Source organism: Streptomyces sp. NBC_01549 (genome assembly GCF_026339955.1).
GTDB lineage: Bacteria > Actinomycetota > Actinomycetes > Streptomycetales > Streptomycetaceae > Streptomyces.
On sequence record NZ_JAPEPW010000001.1, the window covers coordinates 7,578,878 to 7,604,908 of the forward strand.

18 protein-coding genes and 5 pseudogenes are annotated in these 26,031 nt (G+C 69.2%); 9 read left to right on the forward strand and 14 right to left on the reverse strand.

The features are described 5' to 3' along the window. Positions 1–48 precede the first annotated feature (48 nt). The 4 genes from OG819_RS34015 to OG819_RS34030 all read right to left on the reverse strand — a co-directional run bounded on the left by OG819_RS34015 (position 49) and on the right by OG819_RS34030 (position 7,038). Positions 49–1,212 (reverse strand): substrate-binding domain-containing protein, encoded by a 1,164-nt coding sequence (locus OG819_RS34015; protein WP_266638481.1) that lies wholly within the window; start codon positions 1,210–1,212, stop codon positions 49–51. A 69-nt stretch (positions 1,213–1,281) separates the two neighbouring features. Continuing rightward, positions 1,282–2,421 (reverse strand): ABC transporter permease, encoded by a 1,140-nt coding sequence (locus OG819_RS34020; RefSeq protein WP_266652450.1) that lies wholly within the window; start codon positions 2,419–2,421, stop codon positions 1,282–1,284. Further along, complete coding sequence (locus OG819_RS34025) at positions 2,418–3,971, reverse strand: sugar ABC transporter ATP-binding protein (RefSeq protein WP_266652452.1); 1,554 nt, start codon at positions 3,969–3,971, stop codon at positions 2,418–2,420. The genes OG819_RS34020 and OG819_RS34025 overlap by 4 nt, the downstream gene beginning before the upstream one ends. 205 nt (positions 3,972–4,176) lie before the next feature. After that, on the reverse strand, positions 4,177–7,038 hold the full coding sequence (locus OG819_RS34030; RefSeq protein ID WP_266638478.1) for a SpoIIE family protein phosphatase: 2,862 nt from the start codon (positions 7,036–7,038) through the stop codon (positions 4,177–4,179). A 259-nt stretch (positions 7,039–7,297) separates the two neighbouring features. Here OG819_RS34030 and OG819_RS34035 point away from each other — a divergent pair, with 259 nt between their 5' ends. Both OG819_RS34035 and OG819_RS34040 read left to right on the forward strand, forming a co-directional pair. Next, complete coding sequence (locus OG819_RS34035) at positions 7,298–7,582, forward strand: hypothetical protein (RefSeq protein WP_266652454.1); 285 nt, start codon at positions 7,298–7,300, stop codon at positions 7,580–7,582. A gap of 300 nt (positions 7,583–7,882) precedes the next feature. Further along, positions 7,883–8,353, forward strand: a pseudogene (locus OG819_RS34040) (hypothetical protein); the annotation flags it as partial. Here OG819_RS34040 and OG819_RS34045 read toward each other — a convergent pair. The 3 genes and pseudogenes from OG819_RS34045 to OG819_RS34055 all read right to left on the reverse strand — a co-directional run. After that, a pseudogene (locus OG819_RS34045) lies at positions 8,350–8,712 on the reverse strand (hypothetical protein); the annotation flags it as partial. The pseudogenes OG819_RS34040 and OG819_RS34045 sit on opposite strands and share 4 nt — an antisense overlap. 49 nt (positions 8,713–8,761) lie before the next feature. Beyond that, complete coding sequence (locus tag OG819_RS34050; RefSeq protein ID WP_266647750.1) at positions 8,762–10,129, reverse strand: IS701 family transposase; 1,368 nt, start codon at positions 10,127–10,129, stop codon at positions 8,762–8,764. 102 nt (positions 10,130–10,231) lie between these two features. Next, positions 10,232–11,024: pseudogene (locus OG819_RS34055) on the reverse strand (hypothetical protein); the annotation flags it as partial. Between the two features lie 382 nt (positions 11,025–11,406). Here OG819_RS34055 and OG819_RS34060 point away from each other — a divergent pair. Then, complete coding sequence (locus OG819_RS34060; protein WP_266638476.1) at positions 11,407–12,792, forward strand: FG-GAP-like repeat-containing protein; 1,386 nt, start codon at positions 11,407–11,409, stop codon at positions 12,790–12,792. 338 nt (positions 12,793–13,130) lie between these two features. On the opposite strand, the gene OG819_RS34065 is transcribed toward OG819_RS34060, so the two are convergent. Together OG819_RS34065 and OG819_RS34070 are read right to left on the reverse strand one after the other, a co-directional pair. After that, positions 13,131–13,595 carry a DUF5709 domain-containing protein gene (locus OG819_RS34065; protein WP_266638475.1) on the reverse strand — a complete coding sequence of 155 codons (465 nt, stop codon included), beginning with the start codon at positions 13,593–13,595 and terminating at the stop codon, positions 13,131–13,133. Positions 13,596–13,843: 248 nt separating this feature from the next. Further along, positions 13,844–14,365: a hypothetical protein gene (locus OG819_RS34070; protein ID WP_266652930.1), complete on the reverse strand. Its 522-nt coding sequence runs from the start codon at positions 14,363–14,365 to the stop codon at positions 13,844–13,846. A gap of 105 nt (positions 14,366–14,470) precedes the next feature. On the opposite strand from OG819_RS34070, the pseudogene OG819_RS34075 reads away from it, so the two are divergent. Together OG819_RS34075 and OG819_RS34080 are read left to right on the forward strand one after the other, a co-directional pair. Next, positions 14,471–15,391 (forward strand): annotated as a pseudogene (locus tag OG819_RS34075) (ADP-ribosylglycohydrolase family protein); the annotation flags it as partial. A 713-nt stretch (positions 15,392–16,104) separates the two neighbouring features. Continuing rightward, positions 16,105–17,001, forward strand: a complete 897-nt coding sequence (locus OG819_RS34080) for a polysaccharide deacetylase family protein (RefSeq protein WP_266638474.1) — start codon at positions 16,105–16,107, stop codon at positions 16,999–17,001. A 133-nt stretch (positions 17,002–17,134) separates the two neighbouring features. Here the strand turns inward: OG819_RS34080 and OG819_RS34085 are convergent, their stop codons facing one another. Next, on the reverse strand, positions 17,135–17,320 hold the full coding sequence (locus OG819_RS34085; protein ID WP_266638473.1) for a hypothetical protein: 186 nt from the start codon (positions 17,318–17,320) through the stop codon (positions 17,135–17,137). 2 nt (positions 17,321–17,322) lie between these two features. Here OG819_RS34085 and OG819_RS34090 point away from each other — a divergent pair, with 2 nt between their 5' ends. The 3 genes from OG819_RS34090 to OG819_RS34100 all read left to right on the forward strand — a co-directional run bounded on the left by OG819_RS34090 (position 17,323) and on the right by OG819_RS34100 (position 20,336). Beyond that, positions 17,323–17,712 carry a VOC family protein gene (locus tag OG819_RS34090; RefSeq protein WP_266652456.1) on the forward strand — a complete coding sequence of 130 codons (390 nt, stop codon included), beginning with the start codon at positions 17,323–17,325 and terminating at the stop codon, positions 17,710–17,712. 163 nt (positions 17,713–17,875) lie between these two features. Continuing rightward, positions 17,876–19,231 (forward strand): NAD(P)/FAD-dependent oxidoreductase, encoded by a 1,356-nt coding sequence (locus OG819_RS34095; protein ID WP_266638471.1) that lies wholly within the window; start codon positions 17,876–17,878, stop codon positions 19,229–19,231. A 760-nt stretch (positions 19,232–19,991) separates the two neighbouring features. Beyond that, complete coding sequence (locus OG819_RS34100; protein WP_266652458.1) at positions 19,992–20,336, forward strand: hypothetical protein; 345 nt, start codon at positions 19,992–19,994, stop codon at positions 20,334–20,336. Positions 20,337–20,446: 110 nt separating this feature from the next. Here the strand turns inward: OG819_RS34100 and OG819_RS34105 are convergent, their stop codons facing one another. Then, positions 20,447–21,391: an alpha/beta fold hydrolase gene (locus OG819_RS34105; RefSeq protein ID WP_266638469.1), complete on the reverse strand. Its 945-nt coding sequence runs from the start codon at positions 21,389–21,391 to the stop codon at positions 20,447–20,449. A 588-nt stretch (positions 21,392–21,979) separates the two neighbouring features. On the opposite strand from OG819_RS34105, the pseudogene OG819_RS34110 reads away from it, so the two are divergent. After that, a pseudogene (locus tag OG819_RS34110) lies at positions 21,980–22,282 on the forward strand (DDE-type integrase/transposase/recombinase); the annotation flags it as partial. A gap of 85 nt (positions 22,283–22,367) precedes the next feature. On the opposite strand, the gene OG819_RS34115 reads toward OG819_RS34110, so the two are convergent. The 3 genes from OG819_RS34115 to OG819_RS34125 all read right to left on the reverse strand — a co-directional run bounded on the left by OG819_RS34115 (position 22,368) and on the right by OG819_RS34125 (position 25,945). Further along, complete coding sequence (locus OG819_RS34115; RefSeq protein ID WP_266638468.1) at positions 22,368–24,335, reverse strand: prolyl oligopeptidase family serine peptidase; 1,968 nt, start codon at positions 24,333–24,335, stop codon at positions 22,368–22,370. Between the two features lie 326 nt (positions 24,336–24,661). Next, entirely contained in the window at positions 24,662–25,252 is a 591-nt protein-coding gene (locus OG819_RS34120) for a hypothetical protein (RefSeq protein WP_266638467.1), read from the reverse strand. 378 nt (positions 25,253–25,630) lie between these two features. Further along, positions 25,631–25,945 (reverse strand): hypothetical protein, encoded by a 315-nt coding sequence (locus tag OG819_RS34125; RefSeq protein ID WP_266638466.1) that lies wholly within the window; start codon positions 25,943–25,945, stop codon positions 25,631–25,633. Positions 25,946–26,031 lie beyond the last annotated feature (86 nt).

Consider the following 26,031-nt stretch of genomic DNA (forward strand, 5'->3'; position numbering starts at 1 on the left):
GCGGGGCCTGCCCGGCCGGGGGAGGCCGCGGTCGGCGTCGTGCGGCTGTTACTTGCCCCAGATCTTCCGGTACGCGTCCCGAAAGCCCGACGGGTCCCAGGCCGTGGCCCCGTGGCTGTTGTCTGCCGTGGTGATGTGGACGGGAGCCACGTATCCGCTGGCGGGCCGGCCTGAGAAGGCGCGATTGAACTCGTCGACGATCTGCCAGCCCTGCAGGGACAGTGGCTCGGGGACGGTGGCGGCCTGGTATTGCCTGCTGTTGATGCGCTGGAAGGCGGAGGGGTCGCCGTCGCCGGCGCCGATGTTGAAGGGGGGCCCGGAGCCTTTTTGGCCCGCGGCACGGAAGGCGGGGGCCGCGTCGGCGAAGTACAGATCGTTGATGGCGACGGAGTGGGTCCACGCGCTCCCGAAGCGGGAGAGGAGGGAGGAGATCTCCCGGGGAGTGCGGCTGCTCGCGTCCGAGATGGGGATGTTCTCGTACGACAGGAGCTTCACGCCCGAGCAGGTGGCGAGGTCCTTCCGGATCAGCTCGGACTTGTTCCTGGCGAAGGGGATCGAGGCGTCGGTGATGAGCACGACCCCGGCGTGGCCGTCGGAGTGCGAAATGATCCACTGGGCGCTGATGCCGGCCACGTCCTCGACCCGGGTGGTGACGTTGGTGAAGAGTTTCGGCCTTCGGCTGGGTCCGGGGGCGGCGATCGCGTGCCAGCCGATGAGCGGGATGCCTGCCTTGTCGGCCTGCGAGAGCTGCAGCGACGTCGAGTTGGGGTCGAAGCCGCCGATGACGATGCCCGAGGGTTTGAGGGCCAAGGCCGTGCTCATCGCCGCCTGGACGCCAGCGGGCGTGCCTTCGCCGTCGATCACCCTGACGTTCCAGCCGATGACCCGTGCGGCTTCCCGCAGACCGTTCGCGGCGCCCGCGACGCCGGGATTGGTCATGGTCTGGGCGACGTAGACGATGGTCTTGCCGGAGACGGCCGTAGGGCCGCTGGTCGGCCCGCTCCAGGGGACGTCGGTCCTTTCCGCCTCTCTGATGGCGGCCTGGGCACGGGCCCGGACCGCGGGGCAGCCGCTCGGGTGCGTGGGGGAGTCCCCCGGGCCGCTCGACGAACCGCGTTCGCAGCCCGCGAGGACCGTTGTCGCGGCCAGCAGGGTGGTGACGACGGACCGCGCCTTCATGACGCCGGGAGTGGCTCTGCGGTTGCCGTGCACGGGAGCTCCTCGCGGAGGAATGGGCGGGACGATGCGGCCGAGGGCACCCGGTGACACCCATGGCGCGGATCATGGAGCGGTCCCCGCCGCACCGCCGTCCCCCGTCGGCGAGGACGGCGGTGGGGGCGCCGCGGCGGGCGAGTCGCGGGCCGCCACGGCGCCGGTGCGCAGGCGGCGGGCGGAGTAGCCGGACAGACCGACGGCCACGAGCAGGGTGGCACCGTAGAACAGCGGAATCGTCCAGAAGCCGGCGCCCATCTGACCGATGCCGGTGAGGCCGACGGCGAGGACGGCGACGGCGACGACGGTCCCCATGGCGTTGGGGCGGCCGGGTTTGAGCGCGGTGGAGCCGAGGAGGGCGGCGGCGAAGGCGGGCAGCAGGTAGTCGAGGCCGACGCTGGGATTGCCAATCTGCTGCTGGGCCGCGAGCAGCACACCGGCGAGGCCGACGATCAGTCCCGACGCGGTGAACGCGTGGACGGAGTATCTGCGCGTCGGGATACCGATGAGGTCGGCGACGCGTGGGTTCGAACCGATGACGTACAGGCACCGGCCGAACGGCAGCCGTTCCAGCACGAGCCAGAGCGCGACGGCGAGTCCGAGCACGTAGAAGGCGGGGAGGGGAAGACCGAGGAACGTGGAGTCGTAGAGGTCGGTGAAGGCGGTCGGCAGGCCCTGGGGGCCGGGGACGATCCGAGCACCGTCGGTGATCCAGCCGGTCACGGCGTACAGCATGCTGCCGGTCCCGAGCGTGGCGATGAAGGAGTCGATGCGGCCGAACTCGACGATGACACCGTTGAGGATGCCCACGACCGCCCCACCGAGGATCACCGCGAGGCAGGCGAGCGGCCAGGGCCACCCGTCGTTGACGACGAGGCGCATCACCATGACGTGGGCCAGGCCGAGGCCGTAGCCGAGGGAGAGGTCGAAGTTGCCCGTCACGATGGGGACCGTGGCGGCGAGTGCCAGAACGGCCGGGATCGACTGGGTGGACAGGATCGCGTCGACGGTGTCCAGCGTGGGGAAGGTGCGCGGCAGGGCGAGGGAGAAGATCAGGAAGAGCAAGCCGGTGAGAGCCAGGAGACCGTACCTGCCGATGAGGTGCCCGCCCGGTCCGCGCGGTCGCGGTGGCCTGCCCGGTCGGCCGAAGCGGCGCAGCGGCCCGGGTCGTTGCGGCCGGGGTGGGGGAGCGGAGGGAGAGTCCGTCATGCGGTGGTCGCGGTTCCGGAGACCGGCATGGCCGACGCCGCCCGGATGAGCCCGGCGACAGTGAGGGCCGGACCGCTCAGCTCGGCCCTCACGGACCCGCGGACGAAGACCAGGGCGCGTCGACACACGCCCGCGACCTCCTCGAAATCGGTGGAAATGAGCAGGACGGCAAGGCCGGCGGCCAGCCCGTCGTCGAGCAGCCGGTAGAGCGCGGCCTTGGCGCCGATGTCCACGCTCGCGGTGGGCTCCTCGAGGATCAGCAGGCGCGGGCCGACCGGGAGCCACCGGCCGATCACAACCTTCTGCTGGTTTCCGCCGGACAGGGTCGCGATGGGCGCCTCGCTGTCGCGGGGCTGCACCGAGAGCCGTTCGATCAGACCGGCCGCCTCCGCGCGTTCGCGGCGGGGGCTGATCCAGCTCAGTGCCGACAGGCCGCCTGCGCGGGGGTTGGCCAGGAGGTTCTCCCGTACGGTCAGCTCGGCCGCGCAGCCCTCGTGCTGTCTGTCTCCGCTCACGAAGCCCACACCCAGGCGGACGGCATCTGTGACCGTACGTGGGCTGTACGGCTGACCGCCGAGCAGGACCCGCCCGTCGAGGACGGGCCGGGAACCGGCCAGGGCTCGGCCCAGGTCCATGTGTCCGGCGCCCGAGAGCCCGACCAGGCCCAGGACTTCCCCGGCCCTGAGTTCCAGGTTGACGGGTCCCGCGCCCGCGGTCTGTACGCCGTCGAGGGTCAGGACGGTCCGGGCGTCGGCCGGGAGCGTGGCGGGCCGGTGGTCGGACAGTTCTTCGCCGACGATGTCGTGCACCAGACGGGCGGGGCTGCGGCCCGCCAGCGGGCCGTGGCTGACCACGTGGCCGTCGCGCAGGACGGCGAAGGTGTCGGCGACCTTGTACACCTCGTCGAGCCGGTGGCTGACGTAGAGAATGCCGTGCCCCCGGTCGCGCAGGGCATGGAGCACGCGGAAGAGCCGGGCGCAGTCGGCGGCGGGGAGCCGGGCGGTCGGCTCGTCGAGGACGATGAGCTTCGCGTGTGCCGCCAGGGCTCGGGCGATGGCGACCAGCGAGCGCTCGGCGGGGGCGAGTTCGGCGATCGACGCGTCGGGGTCGAGATGTCCGGCGACGATCCTCAGGGCGTCGGCGCAGCGCTCCCGGGTCCGCCGCCAGGAAACCAGGCCGGCGCGTCGGGGATACCCGGTCCCCAGGGCGATGTTCTCGGCGACCGTCATCCACTCCACGAGGCCGAGGTCCTGGTGGATGAAGGACATGCTGTGGGTGGCGGCATGGCTCCCGAGCGGGTGCCCGTCCACCGTGATCCGCCCTGTGTCGGCGTGGTGGACGCCGGCGAGGATCTTGATGAGCGTGGACTTTCCGGCGCCGTTGGGACCCAGGAGGGCGAGGACGCTGCCGGCGTGGACGTCGAGGTCGACCCCGGCCAGTGCGAGGGTCCCGCCGAACCGCTTGCCGAGCCCGCGGATGCGGACCAGAGGTTCCGCCCCGAAAGGCGGGACGTCCTTCGGGGAAGTGCCGGGAGCGTCATGCACGGACATCTCCGAGGGGTCGTCTGGCTGGTTCTTCCCGACGTTCATCGTCGATACCAATGGGGCGAATCGGAGTATTTCAGATATCTTGCCCGCTTCCGCGACTCCAGCGAGTCAGTGGGCCGCCCAGGCGATCCGCGTGTCCGACGGTCGCCTCGCGCGTGGCCGGTGGTGGAGTCCGCTGGATGACGAGCGGATTCGCGTGCTCGGTCCCTCAGGCGCCGTCGAGCCCGCATTCGGCCCAGATGACCTTGCCCTCGGGCAGGTAGCGCGTACCCCAGCTCTGCGCCAGCTGCGCGACGAGGAACAGGCCACGGCCGCCCTCGTCGGTGCTGGCCGCCCGGCGCAGGTGCGGAGCGGTGTTGCTGGTGTCGGAGACCTCGCAGATCAGGGTGCGGCCGTGGAGCAGGCGTACCCGGATGGGCCCGGCGCCGTGGCGGATGGCGTTGGTCACCAGCTCGCTGAGCATCAGTTCGGCGGCGAACGCGGTCTCGTCGAGTCCCCAGTCGGCCAATTGCCGGAGGGCGGCGGCGCGGACTTCACTGACCCGGGACGGGTCGGCGGGCAGGTCCCAGGTGGCGATCCGGTGGGGGTCCAGGGCGTGGGTGCGGGCGACGAGCAGGGCGATGTCATCACCGGGGTGGGCGGGCGCGACGGTGTCCAGGACCGTCTGACAGGTCTGCTCCGGTGTGTGCTCCGGGTGGGCCAGGGCGCCGCGCAGCTTGTCGAGGACCATGTCCACGTCGCGGTGCCGGTCCTCGATGAGCCCGTCCGTGTAAAGGAGCAGCTGGCTGCCCTCGGGGAGGTGGATCTCGGCGGCTTCGAACGGCAGGCCCCCGAGGCCGAGGGGCGGCCCGGCGGGCAGGTCGGGGAACGACACGGTGCCGTCGGGCCGCACCAGCGCGGGCGGAGGGTGGCCGGCCCGGGCCATGGTGCACTGCTGTGAGGTCGGGTCGTAGATGGCGTACAGGCAGGTCGCGCCGATGACGCCGGTACCGGCGGCGGGTTCCTCCCGGTCCAGGCGTCCCACCAGGTTGTCGAGGTGAGTGAGGACTTCGTCCGGGGGGAAGTCGAGTTCGGCGAAGCTGCGTGCGGCGGTGCGCAGCTGGCCCATGGTGGCGGCGGAGAGCATGCCGTGGCCGACGACGTCCCCGACGAAGAGACCGATACGGGTGCCGGAGAGGGGGAAGACGTCGTACCAGTCCCCGCCCACGTCGGATTCGGCGGGCAGGTAGCGATGGGCGACCTCGACGGCGTCCTGATCGGGCAGATCGTGCGGCAGCAGGCTGCGCTGCAGGGTCAGGACCATGGTGCGTTCGCGGGTGTAGCGCCGGGCGTTGTCGATGGACAGGGCGGCCCGGTTGGCGAGTTCCAGGCCCAGCGAGCGGTCGTCGTCACCGAAGGGGGCGGGGTCCTGCGCACGGTAGAAGCTGGCGATGCCCAGGACCACGCCGCGGGCGGCCAGGGGGACCGCGATGAGGGAGTGGACGTGGGTGAGCAGCCGTTCGGTGTGCTCGGGGTCCTGGGCGAGCCAGCCCGCAGCGGCCTTCAGATCCGGTTCCAGCACTGCCTGCCCGCTGGTCAGACAGCGCATCTGGGGCGTGGTCAGGCCGAAGTCGACCTGCTCTCCCACCGGGCTGAAGGGCAGGTCGTCGCGGATGCCGTGGACCACCGTACGGTGCAGGTCACTGCGGGGGTCGGCGGACTCCTCGCCGCGCAGTACGGCCTCCGGCAGGTCGATGGTGACGAAGTCGGCCAGTCGTGGCACCGCCGTCTCGGCGAGTTCCTGGGCGGTGCGGCGCACGTCCAGGGTGGTGCCGATGCGGGCGCTGGCCTCGGACAGCAGTTCCAGGCGGCGGCGTGCGGCAACGGCGTACGTCCCCACGCGCGGTTCCCCCACCATCACGAGCTCTCTGGCCTGGGGCGGGGAGTCCGGCTGGTCGTCCACGACGCGACCCCTGCCGACGGTGCCGAACAGGCCGCGCGCGACGTCGGGGAGGCGTCTGGACAGCGCGGTGATGGACAGACGCCCGGGCGCCGCCACGGCAGGAGCGAGCCGGGGCGGCGGGGCGGTGGTGACCATGGCGAGGTCGCTGGGGAAACCCGGCGGCACGTCGACCTGGCTCGGGGCGGCGAGAGGCACTCGCGCTGAGGAGCCGGGGAGAACGGCCTCGATGGCGACACCCTCCACCCCTGAGCCACTCGTCATCGGACGGCTCACGAGGGTGACCCGCCGACCGTCGAACAGGTACACGTCGACGGCGGCCCGCTGCCCGCTGGAGATCAGCTCGGCGGCCCGCTCCGTGAGGACCGCCCGGTCATGGGGGTGCAGCACGGGGGCCAGTTCGTCCACCCCGATGGTGCGGTGAAGGCCGACGGAGGCTTCGGCTCTGGTGTCCAGGTACGCCCGCAACAGCGCGCGCTCACGCGCGGAACTCTGCCCGAGCAGCCGCCGCTCGATGGCCCGGGCCGCCTTGCGCAGCGTGATCGCCAGCGCCGGGTCTTCGGCGCTGCTGGGATAGCCGAAGCACAAGACGCCCTCGATACGACCGCTGAGCGGATCGCGGACCGGAAGCGCGCGGCAGGCGCTTCGCTGAGAACGCTCGGCGAAGTGCTCGGCACCGTGTACCCGGATGAGTTGCCGCTCCGCCAGTGCGAGACCGATGCCGTTGGTGCCGGCGACCCGTTCGGCGAACACGAATCCGGGGACGCGTTGGAACGCCGGGAGACTTCTGGCCAGCGACGCCTCTCCGAAACGGCGCAGGAGGACCGTCCCGTTCGCATCGGCGACGGAGATGTTCATCTTGCTGCCGGCGAACATGGCCTGCAGCTGGTCGAGCACGGGGACGGCCGCGCGGACGATCCGGCCGTCCCGGTCGAAATCTTCCCGGAAGGGAAGGTCGGCCTGGTCCGGCGAGAGGCCGAGGGAGCGACTGCGCCGCCACGAACTCAAGATCGATGTGCGCACGTCCGCGTCGACCGGCTCACCCTGAAGAAACCGCTCACGGGAACGGGCAGGCTCTGTGCCGCCTGTCGCGCGCCCCGGCGGCATCGGTTTCCCGCCGGACAGAACCACGCTTCGCCTCACTGGCGCCTTCGGCAACCAAGTCGAAAATAACTTGGTATCCACGAGAATACGGTTATTGCGCATATCAGTCACGATTTATGCTCCTCGCACGCGCCGTGACCGCAGGGGCTTCACCGGACCGGGACCGGGTCGCCGGGCGAGCCCGTGCCGTCCGAGTGATCAGAGGGCGGCGGGCAGGCCGCTCCAAGGGCTCGCTCATGACGGAGATGTGCCCGAGCTCTCCCGTGTGGACGGATGGTGCCGGAGGGTGCCCGCCGTGGACCAGGGCGGGGAGGATCCGGACGGCCTGTGCACGGAGGGCCTGGACGCTGTCAGCCACGGGGTCGTAGCGATCTTCCGGTCCATCGGCGATTTCGGCGACCCCGAGGTGCCGACGGTGTCGCCACCGGACACCGCTCATGGGCTGCTCCGGCCCCCGCCTCGCCCGCTCACCGCGGCACTGCCCTCCCTCGCCCCGTGCGCGCGGCGGGCCGCACCAACGGCCTGGGTCGCCGCCCGGTCAACACCCGGTGACGGTCGGTTCGCGAAATAGTTTCGGAAACGTGCCGGTGACATGACGGCGTCGTGTCCCAATACTGTCTCCATCCGGCTCACGCCTCGTTGAGCGGAATTCTCATCCGTGAGTAAGCGGGGCTGACCGCCTCACACTCCGTCAATCGGTATTCCACGATACGGACTTCGTGCAGCGAACGAATGTCGAGCAGGCGCGGACGGCACCGGTCGACCACTGGCAGCTGTCGACCCGTGCCGGACCTCGCACCGCCCCTTTCGCAGGATGGCCGCCAACCAAACGCCCAGAGGAATTCCATTGATACCGGCATTGATGCAGAAATTGGCACGGAAGGCTCTCGCGTCAGTGACAGCCATCGGCATCGGCTCGGCGTTCGTCATCGCCTCCGCCGTGAGTGCGTCGGCATATCAGCCGGTCCCGTCGAACTTGTACGTGGCGGACAATCCCGCCGCGTGCAACAAGAACCCCTGCGTTCTGTACCCGAAGTCGGCCCAGCTTCCGAGCGGCCGGATCGTGGCGTCGTTCGAGAACGATCAGACCGCTCCGGTGGGTCAGACGATGCCCGTCTACAAGAGTGACGACGCGGGTACGAGCTGGCAGAAGCTGGCTGATGTCAAAGCACCCGCGTACCTGTCGAGCGACGCCAAGTACGCGAAGTACACGAGCAATTGGACGAACCCGTATCTCTACGTGCTCCCGCAGAACGTCGGAAGCCTGAGCGCCGGCACGCTGCTTCTCGCGAGTGTGGTGTCGGGGGACGATTACTACTACAAGGAGCAGAAGGCCGCCAATTCTCGTTCGGCCTCGGCCTCGACGGTCGCCCCGGTGGCGGAGTACGCCACGCCGCGCGCGTAGTGCAGCATCGCCGTGGTGACGCAGTACAGCCGCGGGTCGGAGGGCATCGGCAGCGCGAGGATCTCCGCCCACCGGCCGAATCGGATCAGTACGTGCACCCGCATGGCGAGGAACCCCTCCAGCCAGTCGGCCATGGGCGGGCTTTCCACGCGCAGCAGTTCCTCGGGGATGGACTCCTCGAGCCGCGAGGCCGTCTCCAGCGCCGTCCTGGACTGGCCGAGGAACATCGCGCCGTAGATCTTGAAGTGATAGTTGTGCGAGCGGTAAAGCGTGTAGAAGTTCATCGCGCCGGCCCGTCGCAGGTACTTCCACGGCAGCTGTAGTTCGTGACTCGTGAGGTTCCTGTCATGCGATGGCCACTGCTGTGACGTTGTTCCAGCGGCGGTGGCAGGCCGTCGCGCGATGCTGGTGTCGGCGACGCCAGTTCGACCAGCGCAGGGCGTGTGCCGGATCGGTGTCCTGGCGGGGCCTTGGCAGGGCGAAGACCCGCAATAGCGCGAGGAGTTCGCGCGGGCTGACGGGCACCATGGCCAACTCGTCGTCGGAGTTGGCGGGGTGGGCGCGTTGCCGCTCGTGGAGGGCGCCGACGGCCAGAAGTGCGTAGGCGATCATTGACATGAGGCTCCAGCGGTGCCAGGACGTCCAGCAGGTGACCTGGCCGGTGTCGAGGTGGGCCAGGCCCTTGGCTCCCTGGAAGTCCTCCTCGACCCGCCACCTGCGGCAGACCGCGCTGACCAGCACCGATATCGGCTGCGGGTCGGGGTGCCAGGTCCGGTAGAAGGAAAGGGTGCCGGTGCGGCGGTGGCGTCGGACCAGGACCTGGCTGTGCCCGGCGGCCTGTCCGGGCGGCGCATCGTCGGGGTTCACGTCGATCATCGCCCAGTCGTAGAGCCGCTCGGCCTTGGTGCCATGGCCGGTCCTCAGCCGCATCCAGGCCCGCTTCGGCACCCGCTCCAGCAGCGCGGTGACCTTCTTCTTCCCGGCGCCCGGGGTGGTGACCCGGTGGCTGGTGGGTACCGCGATCGCGTAGCCGTAGCCCAGCGCACGGATCCGCGCACGCAACTCCCGTCCACCGTAGACCTCGTCGGCGGCCACCCACGCGGTGTGCACCCCCGAGGCGTGGGCGTCCTCCAGCATGTCGCCGGCCAGTTGCGGCTTGGTGGCGAACACCCTCTCGTCGGGCACCCCGACCAGCTCACGGCGCTCGTCGTCCGCCGCCCATGCCTCGCCCAGGTACAGCCGACGGTCGACCAGCGCGTGCCCCTCGGCACTCACGTAGGAGAGGTGTACCGCGACCTGGCACAGCCCGATCCCGCCCAGCGCCCCGGAGTACTGCCGGGCCGCGCCGACCGCGTCGAGGGACGACTTCTCATCGCCCGTCTCGTCCACCACCAACATCACCTCCCTCTCGCCGAGTTGCTCCACCGTCCAGGCCGCGACCGACCGGCGGACTGCCTCGGTGTCGAAGCGGGCCCTCGACAAGAAGTGCTGCAGGACATGCGGACCGCTGTGGCCGATCGCCTCGGCCAACGACCAGCAGTTCGCCGATTCCTTGACCATCAGCAGCCCAGAGACCATGTTCCGGCAGGTCAGCCGGGTCTCCCGGCGCGGGAAGCAGCTCGCGAACCGGCCCATCAACCCCTCGAACAACCCGTCCCACCCGGCGTGTACTACCGTGGCCTGCGCGGCCACCGCTTCTTGATTCTTCGTCACACAAGATCACGATGCCGGTGGCCGTACCCCTGCCGCAGGCACCCCACCCACCACGCTGGCCAGCGGCGATGCCTCACGCCTCACGAACTACAGCTGCCGTGACTTCTCGTCCGCGTCGATCGCGGCACTGTTGGCCGACACGACCCGTCGGTAGTCTCCGCACAGCACGTCGAGGTGTGAGGGCATGTGGTGCAGGTGCCCCGCGTCCGGTACCAGGCCCGGCAGCCGGTCGGCGACGGCGAGGGCCTTCTCCGGTGTCGACGACATCTCCATCAGGTGGATGTACATGTGCAGGATGCCCGGGTGACGGACACCGGTCCCGGTCAGCAACGCGCGGTCGAGGACGGCCTTCGCCTCCAGGGTGCGCGCCGGGAGCGGGCTCGCCCGTGCGCAGGTCCCACAGCTGCCACGGGGTGAGGTTCATCAGCGCGTCCGCGTAGAGCGTGGCGACGTCGAGGTCGTCGGGCGCGAGTTCGTACACGGCACGCATGGCCTCGGCATAGGGCTCGTTCCAGACGGAACAGTCCTCCACGGCGCGCGAGGCGGGATAGCGTTCGCGCAGCGCCTTGATGAGGGCGCGCTCGATCGGAGTGGTCCCTTCACGGAGCGCGTGAGCCTGTTCGACGGCGGCGTGCGTCCGTTCCACCGTGTGCCGCAGTTCGACGTCGTCGAAGAACTCCCAGGGTTTGTTGTAGTTGGGGCCCAGGGCGTATGCGACACCCCAGTACGCCATGGCGCAGTCGGGATCCGTGGCCGCCGCCGATTCGAAGCAGGTGACCGCCTCTTCGTGGTTGAACGCGTAACTCCACACCAGACCGCGGTCGAACCAGCACTGCGCTTTCGGCGAACGGGTCGACACGGGCCGGGTCAAGGTCCCGAGGTCGAAGTAGTCCATGAGGATCTCCTGCAGAGGGATGCGACTCGACGACGTTCGGAGCCCGGTGTGCCCCGGCACCGCATGTGGCAACCAGTTGTGATGATGCCCGAGAGCGACCGGCGGGCTCGCGACACCGGCCATACAAGTCGCCCGAAGGAGGCTTTCCGCGCGCCGGCTCCGACAGTCACACCGACGACTCGGCGATGCGCTCGCCGGTACTTCCTGCCGCACGTCGCCCCGAGCGGAGGCGACGCTGTCCGGCCGGGATGAATCCGAGGTGAATGGACGGCGTACAACCGTTGGCGCCCCGCGTGGGTCTTGTTGGTTGCCGAGCGTATGAGAAGCGCGGCCGACCGCCCTCCACTCCAAGGGGTTTGCCTTGCCATCCCGAAGACTCCATGTGTCCGCTGCCGCTTTCGCCGCTGCCGTCATCGCCGTGACGGGGGCGGCCCCTGTGGTGTCCTACGCCGAAGACGCCCCGGCGGGCGCCCTCGCCGTCGGTGCCGCGGCGTCCGTGCGTGCCGACTTCGACGGTGACGGATACACCGATGTCGCCATCGCCGCCCCCGGCGGCACTGTCAACGGCAAGTCCGGCGCCGGATACTTCGCCGTCGTCTACGGCATGGCCGAAGGCCCCAACGGGGTCAAGCGCCAAGTGATCAGCCAGGACCGCTACGGGATACCCGGCACGGCGGAGACGGGCGACCACTTCGGCGGCCAGCTCACGGCGGCCGACCTGGACGGCGACGGATTCACCGACCTGGTCGTAGGGGCCCCGGGCGAGGACGTCGGCAGTGCGCGTGACGTCGGGCTGCAGACCGTCGTGTGGGGAGGTGTGGGTGGCCTCGCCACCGCCACCACGGTCGGCCAGGGCCGGGCGGAGACCCGGGCCGGTGACTTCGACGGGGACGGGCACCTGGACCTGGCGACGGCCTATCAGATGCGGTTCGGGCCCTTCAGCCGTAGCGGTGCGGCGGCCCGCACCGGACCCCTCGTCGACCTGGACGTCCCTGTCTACGCGATGGAAGCGGGCGATGTGGACGGCGACGGCACCACCGACCTGGTGGTCAGCAGCGGTTCGTGGGACTCGGACGACGGGGGGACGCCCCCGCCGCCCCGTCTGCGACTGCTGAAGGGGACCAAGAACGGTCTGGTGGCAGGGCCGTTCATCGCCTATCCCGACACCGTGTCCGCGGACAGCATCGCCCTCGGTGACATCGACGCCGACGGACGCCAGGATGTCGTCTTCGGCCGCAGTACGGCGGCAGGCGGCGGCCTGGTGGGCGTGGTTCGGGGCACAGCGAACGGGCTCGCGCCGCGGGCCACACTGATCGGCCAGAACACTCCCGGCGTCCCCGGCGCGGGGGAGAGTGGCGACCGCTTCGGCACCGATGTATCTGTCGGCGACGTCACCGGCGACGGTTACGCCGACGTCGTCGCCGGTGTCCCCGGCGAGGACCTCGCCGGCCGGACCGACGCCGGCAGTTTCGCCGTCCTCAGGGGCAGCGCGACGGGTCTCTCCGGCACCAGGGTCCAGGTCCTCAGCCAGAACACGGCCGGGGTGCCCGGTACGGCCGAGAAAGGGGACCGGTTCGGCAGCAGCACCGCCGTCGTCGGCGGGTACGTCGCTGTCTCGGCACCGGAGGAGAACAGCGGCTCGGGGGCCGTGTGGGTCTTTCGCGGTGCCGCCTCAGGCGTCACCGCGACCAGGTCGGTGAGCTTCGGACCGCACACACTCGCCGCGCCCGTCCCTGGCGCACGCTTCGGCGCCGCCTTCCAGCGCTGACGCCCGCCTCACGTCGTACCGACGTCCGCTCGCTCGATCAGTACGGCCTGGCTCGATCAGTACGGCCTGGCTCGGGCGAGCTCCGCGGGTCGCGGACCGCAGGCCGGCTTGGCCGCGTATGAGACCGACGTCGCTCCCACCCTGCGGCACCTTGTCGGGCAGGAGTGACAGGTCAGCGACAGCGCCTGCCCGCCGTCGGTGAGCACCACGGCCCGGTCGACCGCGGTCGCGCCGGGATCATGCCCGGTGCCGCGCGGCCGACCACCGGCGCGGTGCGTCGGTGAGATCCCCGGGCAGGCGGGACCAGGCAGGGCAGACGGGAATTTGATTGACAGGGCCTAGAAGGACTCGGAGTCGGGGATCACGTGTATCGCGGCTTCCTCGGCCGAGGCGCCCGCCCCGTCGACGCCCGCGTCGTAGGCGATCAGATCCTTCTCGGTGTCTTCGTGAGCGCCCTCGTCCGGCGCGATCAGGCGGCCGGCCCGCCGGTCTCCGACCTCGTCGTCGATGAGTTCCCCGTCGCCGTCCCAAAGGTCCCCGATGTCGTCGCCGACCTGGACGGCGACATCCGGTATTTCCTCGGCGAGCCGCTCGTCCAGGCTCTCCCCGCGCTGCCGCTCCGCCGCCGTGACGCCGGTGTGCTCCACACCCCAAGGCCTCTCCGGGGGTGAGTAGCCCTCGTCGAGCGCCTCGTCGACGCCGCGGTCGTCGAGGGTGTCCGAGACGTCCAGCAGCCCGGCGTCGTCCTGTACCTCCGACCCGTCCGGCTGGTAGACCTCATCACCCATCGCCTCGTAGGCCATGCTCGCTCCACTGTTCGGTGCTCCCTGCCAGGAATCTGACGGGAACACGGTTGTCCGGACCCGAGGGAACTCTCCTGGGCGGAGTCGGAAACTCACGTTAGGACAGTAGGACGCGGCAGGTCTGCCTCTCAGCGCACCAGGTCTGTTCCCCCAACGCACCATGCCCAGGGCTCTCATCCGCCATGCCCCCGGCTGCTCGCCAGGCGGGAAGCCGGGGCACAGCACATCCCGCGCCGACGGCGCAGCGGTCACGCCGAGTCGCGACCCGTCCCTGGATAGCCGGTCTCGCCGATTTCCCCGGCCAGGTCCGACAGCGTGGTCTGCGTGTTCAACGACGACACGACGTCCGCGGTCAGTGGTCGCGACGCGTACACATGGCGTACTGCTTCCAGGTCCACGGGAACCTCGTAGTAGTCCTCGGCGAACCGCCGGTATGCCTCGGGCGAACCGTTCACGAGCAGTCGGAACAGTCGGTTCGCCCCGTCAGGATCGTCATGGCCGGTGGGAAAGTCGATCGTTCCGTGTCTCCACCGCGTGTCCGACGCCTCGCGCCATATGCAGGCAGTGACCAGGGGCACGCTGTCCTCGTCGGTGAACGCAGGCTCCTCGACCCACGGCCTGAAAACCGAGGGAACACCGTCGAGCACACCCGGCCAGGGTTCGCCGTCCTGGGCGCACGGGCTCATCGGCGATTCGTGGCCGAATCCGCCGACGTAGGCGCCTGCCGCCGAGAAGAGGACGGAGTACTCGCCCCCCGAGCCGTCGCGCATCGAGGCCAAAGCGACCACGCACCGGTTGAATACGCGAGCCCACCAGTGCAGAGGGCCCGCAATTGCTGTGGCGCCGCGGCAGGCCCGCTTGGCAGGATGTGGGCGATGCCCACTGAACCCCCTTTCCTCGATCCTTCCGCCATCCCTTCCTTCGATCACCGCTCCGCCTCCCGCGACGCTCTGCGCGGCCTGGCGGTGGGTGACGCCTTCGGCGCCCAGTTCTTCGTACCGGACAATCTCCCCGGCCTGCGGGAGCGGCGGTTGCCCGCCGCGGAGTGGCCGTGGACGGACGACACGGAGATGGCCTGCTCGGTCTTCGAGGTGCTGCGCCGGCGTGGCAGCGTGGACCAGCACGAACTGGCGCACGGCTTCGCCCGCAGGCATGACTTCGACCGCGGCTACGGTCCGGCGATGAACCGGCTGCTGCGCCTGGTCCGCGAGGGCGGAAGGTGGCAGGAGCTGGCCGCTGAACTGTTCGACGGCCAGGGGTCGTGGGGCAATGGGGCCGCGATGCGGGTGGCGCCTTTGGGCGCGTGGTTCGCCGTGGACCTCGCCGAGGCAGCAGCGCAGGCCGGGCGGTCGGCGCGGGTGACGCACACCCATCCGGAGGCGGTGGCCGGGGCGGTCGCCGTGGCGGTGGGAGCCGCGTGCGCGGCACGCGGGCGCGTTCGGCCGGTGACCGGAGCCCAGTTGCTGGCGGCGGTGGAGGAGCTGACGCCGGAGGGACGGGTCCGTTCGGGGGTGGCCGAGGCGCGCGAGCTGCTGGACCAGCCGCACGCCGAGTACGCGGCACACCGGTTGGGCAACGGGCGGCAGGTGAGCGCGGCGGACACGGTGCCCTTCGCGTTGTGGTGCGCGGCCCGGCACCTGGAGGACTTCGCGGAGGCGTTGTGGGCGTGTGCCTCGGTGGGTGGGGATGTCGACACCACCTGCGCGATCGTCGGGGGGATCGTCGCCGCGCGGGTGGGCACGGCGGGGATACCCGCCGCGTGGCGGGCCGCGTCCGAGGCGCTGCCGGAGTGGGTGGCGGAGGACGAGCTCGGTGAGGACCTCAGCCGTGCGGGGCTGGGCCGCGACGTGACGCCACTGCGCCGCCCCGAGCCGGTTCCGGTGCCGGAGCTGGTGTGGACTCCGGGGCAGTGGCAGCGCGTCCGGCACGGTGTGCGGTCGCTGAGCATGGATGAGAAGTGGAATGCGTACCTGGAAGACGATCAGCTGATGCTGCACCGCAGTTGGACCGGTCGTGGCATCTTCCGGGTGACCGTGGCCGAGGACCCGTTCGGTCGGCGGCCGGTAGCCGCGCTGGTCGAGTCGGACCCGGAGCTGTACCGCCGAGGCGGCGACGAGACGGAGAGCGCCTTCCTGGAACTCTTCCTGCGTGCCTGGTACATGGACGATTCCCGGCCTGAACTGTGGGATCGCTACCAGGAGTTGCGTCACGCCGAGGCAACGAGGGAGCAGCGGCCGGCGGAGGGGACCGCCTGACCGGCGAGCGGGCGCGGCCCCGCCACCAAGGGGGTGGCGGGCCAGGAGCGGCTGTCAACCCCGGCCTGGGGGGCAGGACGACGAGCGGCGCGCACCGCCGAGCACCGCTGCCGGGACCCGCGACCAGCGCGGCACGTGATCCATACGGGATTGTTGGCGAACCCTTGCCGCCGTCTTACTGATCATGTCTCTTCCGCCGCGTACGGTTCCCGTAAGGGGGTGTCCCGTCAATGACCTTCGAGCAAGGGGAACGGATGACACCCAGTCGCCGAGCGGTTCTGGCGGCCATGGCGGGAAGCGCGCTCGCCGGCTGTGCGGGCCCCCAGAGCACGGCCAACGGCGTCGCGTCCGCCACCGGTTCCCCCTCCGCACCCGCAGCGATCGCAACCGGCACGAGCGCCCCGGCCTCCAGCCCCTCGGCCACCGCACCCAGCGCGTCGGGCGCCGTCACCCGCGCCGACATCGTGGCCCGCTACGGGCACGCGGTGCCGCACACCTGGGGCTTCGACGCCCCCACCGTGGTCCACGCGCTGCCGACCGCCACACGCGTGATCGCCCTGACCTTCGACGCCTGCGGAGGCCCGGGCGGAAGCGGCTACGACCGTGCGTTGATCGACTTCCTGCGTAGAAGGGAGATACCGGCGACCCTGTTCATCAACTCCCGCTGGATCGACGCCAACCCCGCCGTCTTCCGCCGACTGGCCGCCGAGCCGTTGTTCGAGATCGCCAACCATGGCACCCGGCACCGCCCCCTGTCGGTCACAGGGCGCTCCGCCTACGGCATCCCCGGCACCCGCAGCGCCGCCGAGGTCTACGACGAGATCGCCGGCAACCGGACCAAGCTCACCCGGTTGCTGGGCGCGCCGCCACGCTTCTTCCGGTCCGGCACCGCCTACTGCGACGACGTCGCGGCACGGATCGTCAACGCCTTGGGAGAACGCTTCGTCAGCTTCATGGTCAACGGCGACGGTGGTGCCACCTTCACCCCCGAGCAGGTCCGTAGCACCGTCGCCGGCGCCCCCGGCGGATCCATCGTCATCGGCCACATGAACCACCCCCGGGGCGGCACCGCCCGAGGCATCGCCGCCGCCGTCCCCCGGTTGCTGGCCACCGGCCACAGCTTCACCCGCCTTTCGGACGCACTGCACTGACAACGTGTCCGGTGCGTCGGCAAGGAGCGGCCGTGGCCGGCATGGGGGCGGCCGACGTCCGTATGGCTGAACCGCGGCCTGACAGTACGATCGGCGAGCCGTTGGCCGGGCAGCGGCAGCACGGTGGACGCAGTCAGCCGGGGGGACAGGTGGGTCCCGCCTCGCGGAGGCAGCGTTCGAGGCGCCGCTGGAAGTCGTCGAAGGACTCGTCCACGGGCCAGGTCTGATAGGCGGTGAAGGTGGCGGTCACCGCGAGGTTCAGCCGCAACGTCACGGTCAGCTCGTCGTACTCGCTCTCGGCGCCCTGGGATAGCCTCAAGCATGCGATCTCGAACAGGCGGCATGTGGTGGGGGACCGCGATCGAAGTGCCGGACCCCGACGCTTTGGCCCGCTTCTACGCGCAACTGCTGGATTGGCCGATCGCTCACAAGGAGCCCGGAACAGTCGTCGTCGCTGCGCCGCAAGGGGCTATCTACCTCGTGTTTCAGCAGACCACCGGATACCAGCCCCCTGTGTGGCCACCGGTCGACGGCGACCAGCGCCCGATGATGCACCTCGACTTCCAGGTGGGCGACCTGGAAGACGCGGTTTCTGAGGCAGTCGCCATGGGAGCCTCGCTGGCGTCGGTTCAGCCACAAGAGAATGTCCGAGTGCTCTTCGACCCCGCCGGGCATCCCTTCTGCCTGTGCCGCGATGACGACAGGGCCTAGGCCTGTCCGGCGGATCATGCCGCGGACGCGGGGCTTGGCACGCCCCCCCCCAGCGGGGGATACCCCAGCAGGCGCCGTACCTGCGGAGCTCAGCCGCCAGGGCCTGTCACACCACCATGCCTCGCCCGGTCTATCTGGTGTCGAACAACAACCAGAGGGAATCATGCGTGAGATTGTGATTGTTGGTGGCGGCTACGCAGGTTTCTACACTGCGTGGGGTCTTCAGAAGACGCTGCGCAAAGGCGAGGCACGGGTCACGGTGGTCGATCCGCGTCCTTACATGACCTACCAGCCCTTCCTCCCAGAGGTGACGGCTGGATCGATCGAGGCACGTCACGCCGCCGTGTCGATGCGGCGGCACCTGCGCAGCACCCGACTGATCGCGGGGAGCGTGACCAAGATCAGCAACGCGGACCGGACCGTCACCGTCCGGCCCGCGAGCGGAGCCGACTACGACCTCCCATACGACACCCTCGTGGTCACCGCCGGTGCGGTGACCCGCACCTTCCCCATACCTGGCCTGGAACAGCATGCGATCGGCCTGAAGCACGTGGAGGAGGCGGTGGCCATTCGCGACCGCCTGATGACCGCGTTTGACCAAGCAGCGTCATTGCCGCCGGGTGCCGAACGGCGAAAGCTGCTCACCGTGACGTTCGTGGGCGGCGGGTTCTCCGGTGTCGAGGGCTTCGGCGAACTGCTGTCGCTGGCGACCGCGATGCTCAAGTCCTATCCGGAACTGAGCTTCGACGACCTGTCCTTCCATCTGGTCGAGGCCCGGGGCCGCATCCTGCCCGAGGTGGGAGACAAGCCCGGCGCCTGGGTGGTGCGCTCCTTGGAACGCCGCGGCGCGCACGTTCACCTGAACACGCAGCTCGTCTCCACCGAAGACGGGCACGTCGTGCTCTCCAGCGGAGAGGAGTTCGATTCGGGGCTGATCGTCTGGACCGCGGGCAACGCCTCGAACCCGGTGGTGCACAACCACACGGATCTGCCGGTCGACGAGCGCGGCCTGCTCGTGGTTCGCGCCGATCTTCGTGTGGGTACCGACAGCGAGCCCGTGCCGGAGGTGTGGGCGGCCGGAGACGATGCGGCCGTCCCCGACCTGGCTTCGCCCATACCAGGGGCGCACACGGTGCCGAACGCCCAGCACGCCGTACGGCAGGGCAAGCGCCTCGCCAAGAACATCGCAGCCAGTCTGCACGGGGGCAGAATCCGAAACTACCGCCACAGCAGTCTGGGAGTAGTGGCGACGTTGGGGCTGGGGCGGGGCATCTTCCAGTACAAGAGCATCGTCATCAAGGGACTTCCCGCCTGGCTGATGCACCGGGGCTATCACGTCCTGGCCGTGCCCACCTGGGAGCGCAAGGTCCGCGTTCTCACCGTCTGGCTCACCGCCGCCCTGTACGGCCGGGACCTCGTCTCCCTGGCCTCCGTTCAGCACCCACGGGACGCATTCGTCACGAGCGGCAGGCCGCAGGGCTCCGGCGAGAGCCGGGTGAGCGACCACATGGCGGGATGAGCGTGGCGAAAAGGCCCAACGGCTGACGGGCCGCACGGAGGCATAGGCCGACGCATGCCCTCGGAGTGATTGATCCGACCTGCTGATGAGTGGGCGCGGGCGCCACCAGCCGTCTCGTGGCCCGCTTGCGGGACCGCGGCCATGTCGCGACGCGTACCTCGACGCACGATCGCAGGAACGCACGATCGCAGGAAACGCGTCGCGACGGCGTCGGCCGCGAGAGCGCGTGTCACAGACAGGCGAGCTTTCCGGTCTTTCGATGTGAAGGCCGCACCACCGAAACGGTGCGGTGGACGGTGTCCTTGCAGCTTCCCTGAAAGGGCTGCCTCCGCATCAGGCGAAGGGTTTGTCTATGAAGGTCGTTGTGGTCGGCGACACCGGCCTTCTGGGCCGTGAGACCGCCGACAGAGGCAGAGGCCAAAGGCACGAGGCCGTTGCCGCCACAGAAGACCGGACCGTCTGCGTGGTGCCCGTTCAGATCAGTCCGGTGTCGTGCGGTGAGGTTGCCGCGCTGATCGCCCACCGCTGCCGCTCGGTGAAGGGCGTTACTGATGGCGGCTCTGTATGCCGACGGCGCATCCGGCAGGCCGGTCGCCGATGAGACCCCAGGAGCTACGACCCTCCGCTTGAGCGGGCGACGTCGTGCCGGCACACACCCCACGACCCGGTTCACCGGGATCTGCCATGCATCCCCGGCATTCGACCTGTCCGGACCCGGTATCGCCGGGACCGGGTTTCTTGTTCCCCTTTGGAGTACACCATGGACGCAAGTCAGGAGGCCGCACGCGGCCTGAGCGACATCGAAGAGTTTCTCTACCAGGAGGCTCATCTGGAAGCCGCGCATCGGCGCGTAGCAGAATTCACCGAACGAGTGCTGGGGCTGACCCAGGAGCAGAAACTGGACATCGAGCAGTGGTATCTCGAAGAGCAGAGATACGTTGCCCACATGGTGACCGAGCACATAGCTGACAGCATCAACGTGGTGGAAGAGCTACACCACAACAGCTTCGGGCGATGGCTCCGAGGGACGCTGATCGCGATGGTCCTGATCACCGTGGCGTTGATCTGTCTGTGTGTCGCTGTGATCCTGGGATCGTCCAGCTGAACCACCGGCGTTGCTCGGCCCGCGTCTGTTCCTGGGCCAGGCCGCGAGCACGATCTCGGAAGTCGGCAGCGGTGGGTCCACGGCCCGGCTCGCGCAAGTACTGCGTCAGCTCACTCGGTCCCCCCGTGGACCGAGGCGAGGAACGTGACCACTGCCGTGGCGAACGCTTCTGGAGTCTCGACATGCCCCAGGTGACCGGTCTTGTCCAGGACCACGAGCTGCGCCCCGGGGACCTCGTCGTGGATCATCTGTGCCCAGCGCGGCCCGCAGATGAAGTCCGCCTCTCCGACCAGAACCAGCGTGGGCGCGCTGACGCCGGCCAGCTCGCCCCGGACGTCGAACGGCGGGCCTTCGCCCCGTGCGGGTGCGGCATACATACGCAGCATCTGGCGTGCGGGGCCGAACTCGTCCTCGCGCCCCCAGTAGTCGTAGAAGTACGTGGGAAGGAAGGAGCGCAGCACCGAGGTCGCGCCGTCGTCGTCGAGCTGGCCGAGTGGTGCGGTGAGACCGGCGACGTAGGTGGCCACCTCGGGGTGCTCGGCGACATGGCGCTGCGCGAATCGTTCCATGTTGGCCACCGCGACAGACCAGAAGTCATCGCCCGTCACCGGCGAGGTGTCGTACAAGATCAAGGATGCGACATGTTCCGGATGGTCAAGCGCGTACCGTTGAGCGACAAACCCTCCGTGTGAATGCCCGAGCAGAGCGACCTCGGGCAGGGCGAGGTGCTCGATCACCGCGTGAAGAAAGCGGGTGTACGTGGCCAGGTTGTATTCGCGCGCGTCCGGCAGCCGACCGGATGCGCCGGTGCCGACGGGCTCGACATAGACCATGGTCAGGTCCTGCTCGAGCAGGGGCATGCGCAGGTACTCCCAGCCGATACCGGGCCCTCCGGAGTGGGCGATGCACACCGGACCTGTACCGGCGACGTGATAGCGCTGCTCGATGACAGACGATCCGTGCCGGACGGCGATGGTGTGAGTGCCGGGGGACAGCGGTGAGTCCTGCTCTTCGACAGGGGGCCGGGGCGGTGTCGATTCAGGGGAGACGTTCACACTTCCAGATGCTGCGCCAACAACAGAGCTTGATCAAGTCATTGTGAAATGTGTCATCACACTGTTACGGCGTGGGTGGCAAGACGATCACCCCGACGTAACCCCGTCCACTTCTTCTGCTTCCACCCGAAGAGATTTGCTCTCTACTTTGCCCCGTATAGAGATGAGATGGCGAGGTGTCGAGCACCTCTGTCAACGTCGTTGACACTGTCTTCAATACAGTGTCAACATGGTCGGCAAGACAGTAAAGCTTTGATAGGGTCATCACAGCGTTTCGGACGCCAGTGTCACATCCCCCGTGACTGGTGTTCGGAACACCACCTGCGACTAGAGCCCGCAGGTGAAGTCCCGGGTGCCACGGATCCCCCGATGAGTGGCACCCGGGACCGTAGCGGACGACTTGTCGCAGGGCAGGGCCCTTGGTGTATTGATCACGAGCGTTGTTGACACCGGCAGGGCTTGATCATGGCGAAGACCTCCGGTGTGGTGGAGGTGTCCAGGCCCGCATCGACCGTGTACCGCATCCTGGTCCGCCACGGCCTCAACCGGCTCGCGTTCCTGGACCGGCCCACCGGGCAGGTCATCCGCCGCTACGAACGCGACCGGCCCGGCGAGCTGATCCACGTAGACGTCAAGAAGCTCGGCCGCATCCCCGACGGCGGCGGCCACAATGTCCTGGGCCGCCAGGTCGGCCGCGCCCGCCGTGCCGGCATGGGCTTCGACTACGTCCACTCCGTCGTCGAGGACCACTCCCGCCTGGCCTAAAGCGAGATCCACCCCGACGAGAAGGCCGCCACCTGCGCCGCCTTCCTGCGCCGGGCCGCGACCTTCTTCGCCGCATCGGGCATCGACCGCATCGAACGGGTTCTGACCCACAACGCCTGGCCCTACGGCAAGACCTCCGCCTGGCGACAGGCACTGGCCGGCCTCGGCGCGACCGGCAAACTCACTTCAGCCGTGTGAACAACCCTGTGGGTCAATACGCCTGGGGCTCAGCGAAACCGAACACCTCGGCGTAGAACCGCAGTTCCTCCTCCAGGCACGCCATCAGTGTCGACTGCCGACGGAAGCCGTGTCCCTCACCCTGGAAGGTGCGGTACTCATACCGTCCCGAGTGCGAGGACAGCGCACTGACGAAGGCTTCGGCCTGAGGAGGGGGGCAGACCACGTCCTGCGTTCCCTGAAAGAGAAGCAGTGGTACGCCGATGCGGTCTGCGTGACGGATCGGGGACCGGGCACGGTAGAGGTCCGTTCGGTGCTTCGGGCCGATGAGTGTGTTCAGGTAGTGCGACTCGAAGTCGTGTGTCTCTCCTGCGGCGAGGGACAGAAGATCCACCACGGGATAGAAGAGGGTGGCACACGCGTAGAGATCGCACGCCGCGACCGAGAGTACGGCGGTGAACCCGCCGGCGCTGCCGCCACGGATCGCCACTCGTCCGGCGGCTGCCGTGCCCTCATCGATCAGGGCCTGCGCGACGACTGCGCAGTCCTCGACGTCCACCACGCCCCACTGCCCGCGCAGCCGTTCACGGTAGACGCGGCCGTATCCGGGGGTGCCCCCGTAATTGACCTCCGCCACTGCGATGCCCCGCGAGGTGAAGTACGCGATCTCCGGATTGAGAGCGAGGGGAGCTCGGAGACCTGGACCACCGTGCGCCCAGATCACCAGCGGAGGCACCTCGTTCCGCGGGCCAGTGAATCCAGGGTTGCGTGGGGGATGCACCTGAGCATGGACCGCACGGCCATCAGAGCCTGCGAAGACCCGGGGTACGGATGCCGGCAGGTATTCGGCGCCCACCGTGAAGCTGGGCTCAGGACCCACGCTCCGGACCGTCAGCGAAGCCGAGTTCACCTCCACAACCTCATAGGGGAAGTGGCGTCCGGCGGCCACGCCGACGATCCGGTCCCCGGCGGCATCGAGGTGGGGCAGCCATTCGTTTGCGGGCCCCGGTACATCGAGGAGTTCCCCGCGATCGGGGTCCAGGACGGCGAGCCGCTGCCCTCCCACTCCGTGCAGGACGGCGAGGCGGCCGTCGGACAGCGGCCAGAACCACCGGAGTCCCAAGCGCTGAAGGCCGGCGAACTCTTCGTCCGCCCGGTAGAGCGACCGCCTGTCACCTGTGTCCGGGTCCACCGCGTACAGGTTCCACCACCCGGTGTCTTCACAGGCCGCGACCAGGGTGCCGTTCGGCGACCATTCCGCCTGGGCCACCGGATCGCCGGGCCCGCCCGTCAGTGTCCGAGCCTGCCGCATGAAGCCGTCGTCGGTCACCTCGGCGATGCGCAGTTCAGCCGCGTCCCAGGGCATGTGGGGGTGATCCCAGGCGAGCCATGCGGCACGCCGTCCGTCGGGAGAGAACCGCGCCTGGGAGACAAAGCGATGTGCTGCGGGCGACAGCTCTCTGACGGCCGAGCGGTCCGCGGCCGCCGACCCGTTCAGCGGTACCGCGACGTGGACTCGCCGGACGTCACCGGTAGCCTCACCGGTGAACTCCTCCAGCACACAGCGGACTTCACCCCGTTGGAGATCAAGGATGGGCTCGGCCCAGCGAAGCCCTCCACCTACCGACGACACCGGGGTCAGCGGAAAGGGCACGCTGCGCACACCCCGCTCGACACGGAAGGCGTACAGCCGCTGGTCCCCGCAATGGACGAAGACAACAAGCGTTCCTGTCCCGCTTCCCGCGGCGGCCCAGGGGCGGCCGCCGTACTCGATGACGCGGCTGCGTACATCCCAGGGCGGAGGCAGCAGCGCTTCCGTCACACCGTCCGCGCGTCGGCGTACGAGCGCCGTGCGGCCGTCCTCCTCGGGACGGGGTTCCACCCACCACACCTCGTCGCCGACCAAGCCGACGTACGACGGTGCCGCGATCTGACCGGCGGCCAGACCTGCCGTGGCTGTCCGACCGCTGATGGGCGAGTGCCACGATCCGAAGGGTGCCACCGTCCTCACAGGGCAGCCACCCGGCGAGAGACCGCGGTGGACCGGGCACTGATGTTCATGGGGCTCCAACTCGATCATGCCTGCCGGGTTGCAGCGCATTCATGGATACGGTTCCTGCCGGCGGCTTCCGCGCAGGCCGAGGCCTCCTCCTCGCAAGCCGGCAATGGACGGTACGAAAGGGAGCCATCCGCAACGACTGGCAACGACTGAGCCACGCATCGAGGCCACGTCGGCAAAGGTGTGGTCATCACCTTCGCGGACGCCGCGCATGCCACACTCGGGCAGCGGGAACCGCCTGCTGTCTGCGGCCCTGCGACGGTCAGGCCCTAGGAACGTTTGGCGCGGTAGAGGCCTCGGCCGGTTCGCTGGACACGGGACGTACCGACGAGACGGTCGAGTGTGCTGCGGACCCCGTTGATGCTTCCGCTGTCGCAGTCACGACCGAGAGCCGCAGCGACATCCCGGGCCCGTACGTCGACGTCGCCGACTTCGGCGAAGTACGCCATGATCTGCTCGGTGAGCTTGCCGTACTGCTTCTGCCTGTCCGAGTCGGAGCCGGTGGCAGCAGGACGTTCGACACCCTTGCCGGTCTCCGGCTTCTGAGCTCGCGGCGCGGACTTCGTTGTGACGTCCGCGGGCTCAAAGGAGGCGCTGTCTGTTTGCGGTGCGACCGGCGTCGCAGTTCGGCCTCGTTCCGGGACCGCGACGCCGGCCGTGTCCGTCGAGGCCGCGGCGGCCGGCGTGAGCATCAAGACCTCGAGGGCGCTGAGGGCCCGCTGCACGGAGCCGAGATGCGCCACGACCGCGGCCAGTTCTCTTTCCAGCGCCTGCTTCTGGACCTGCAGGCGAGCGAGGTCCTCTTGAAGGCTCTCAGCGGTGATCTCGATGTTATGCGCCGTACGGGTTACAGAGACCATGTGATCCTCTCATCCTCAACCCTTTGTGCCGCGCCCCGGCTCACCTGCGGTGTCGCTCGGTATGGACGCGGGAATGGGTACCCCTACGACATCATATGCAGTGGCTCATCCGGGATGTAGATGCATCGGACGGGCCCCACGGATTCGACAAGAGACTGACCTCACCGATGACGGGGCACGAAACAGGGCAGGTCACGTGCCGCTGAAAGGCTGCCCCAGAGGTGGTAGGGACGGCGGAGCCACCGGGGAAGCTGAGGATGGTCCGGCACGTACTGACCAGGATCGGACCAATTATTGCCACTGTTCGTGGCAAACGCAATGGATATGAAAACACTTGCTGTCGGCAATTTGAGCTCTTCTGCCTGCCGGTCCGCCCGTTCACGGCCAGCAGGGCATGGAACGTTTTGCCCCATCCCGGCACGCGTCGTCCCGGCACGCGCCGTCTGTTGCTCCGTCGACATCCTTCCGGCCGGGTGATCCGTCGTGGTCCACACTGTCCCCGGCTTCGGCGGAGGCGGATGGCGCGCGGCCCAGCAGACGCAGCGACTCGGAGACGGCCTCGATGCGTGCGTCGACCGTGTCGATTTCCTCTTGGAGCATGCGGAGACGGGCCTCCAGCAGCGCGGCCTCGGTTGCCAGGGACACACTGGCGGCGACAGGGTCGGAGTGCTTGTCAGGGTCTCGTCGTGGCATCAGACGTCTTTCTGCGGCTCAAGCCGGGAGTCGTACGAAACCGGAGTCGGTGAGGACGGGCACAAGAACACCGCGCGGCCGGGCCG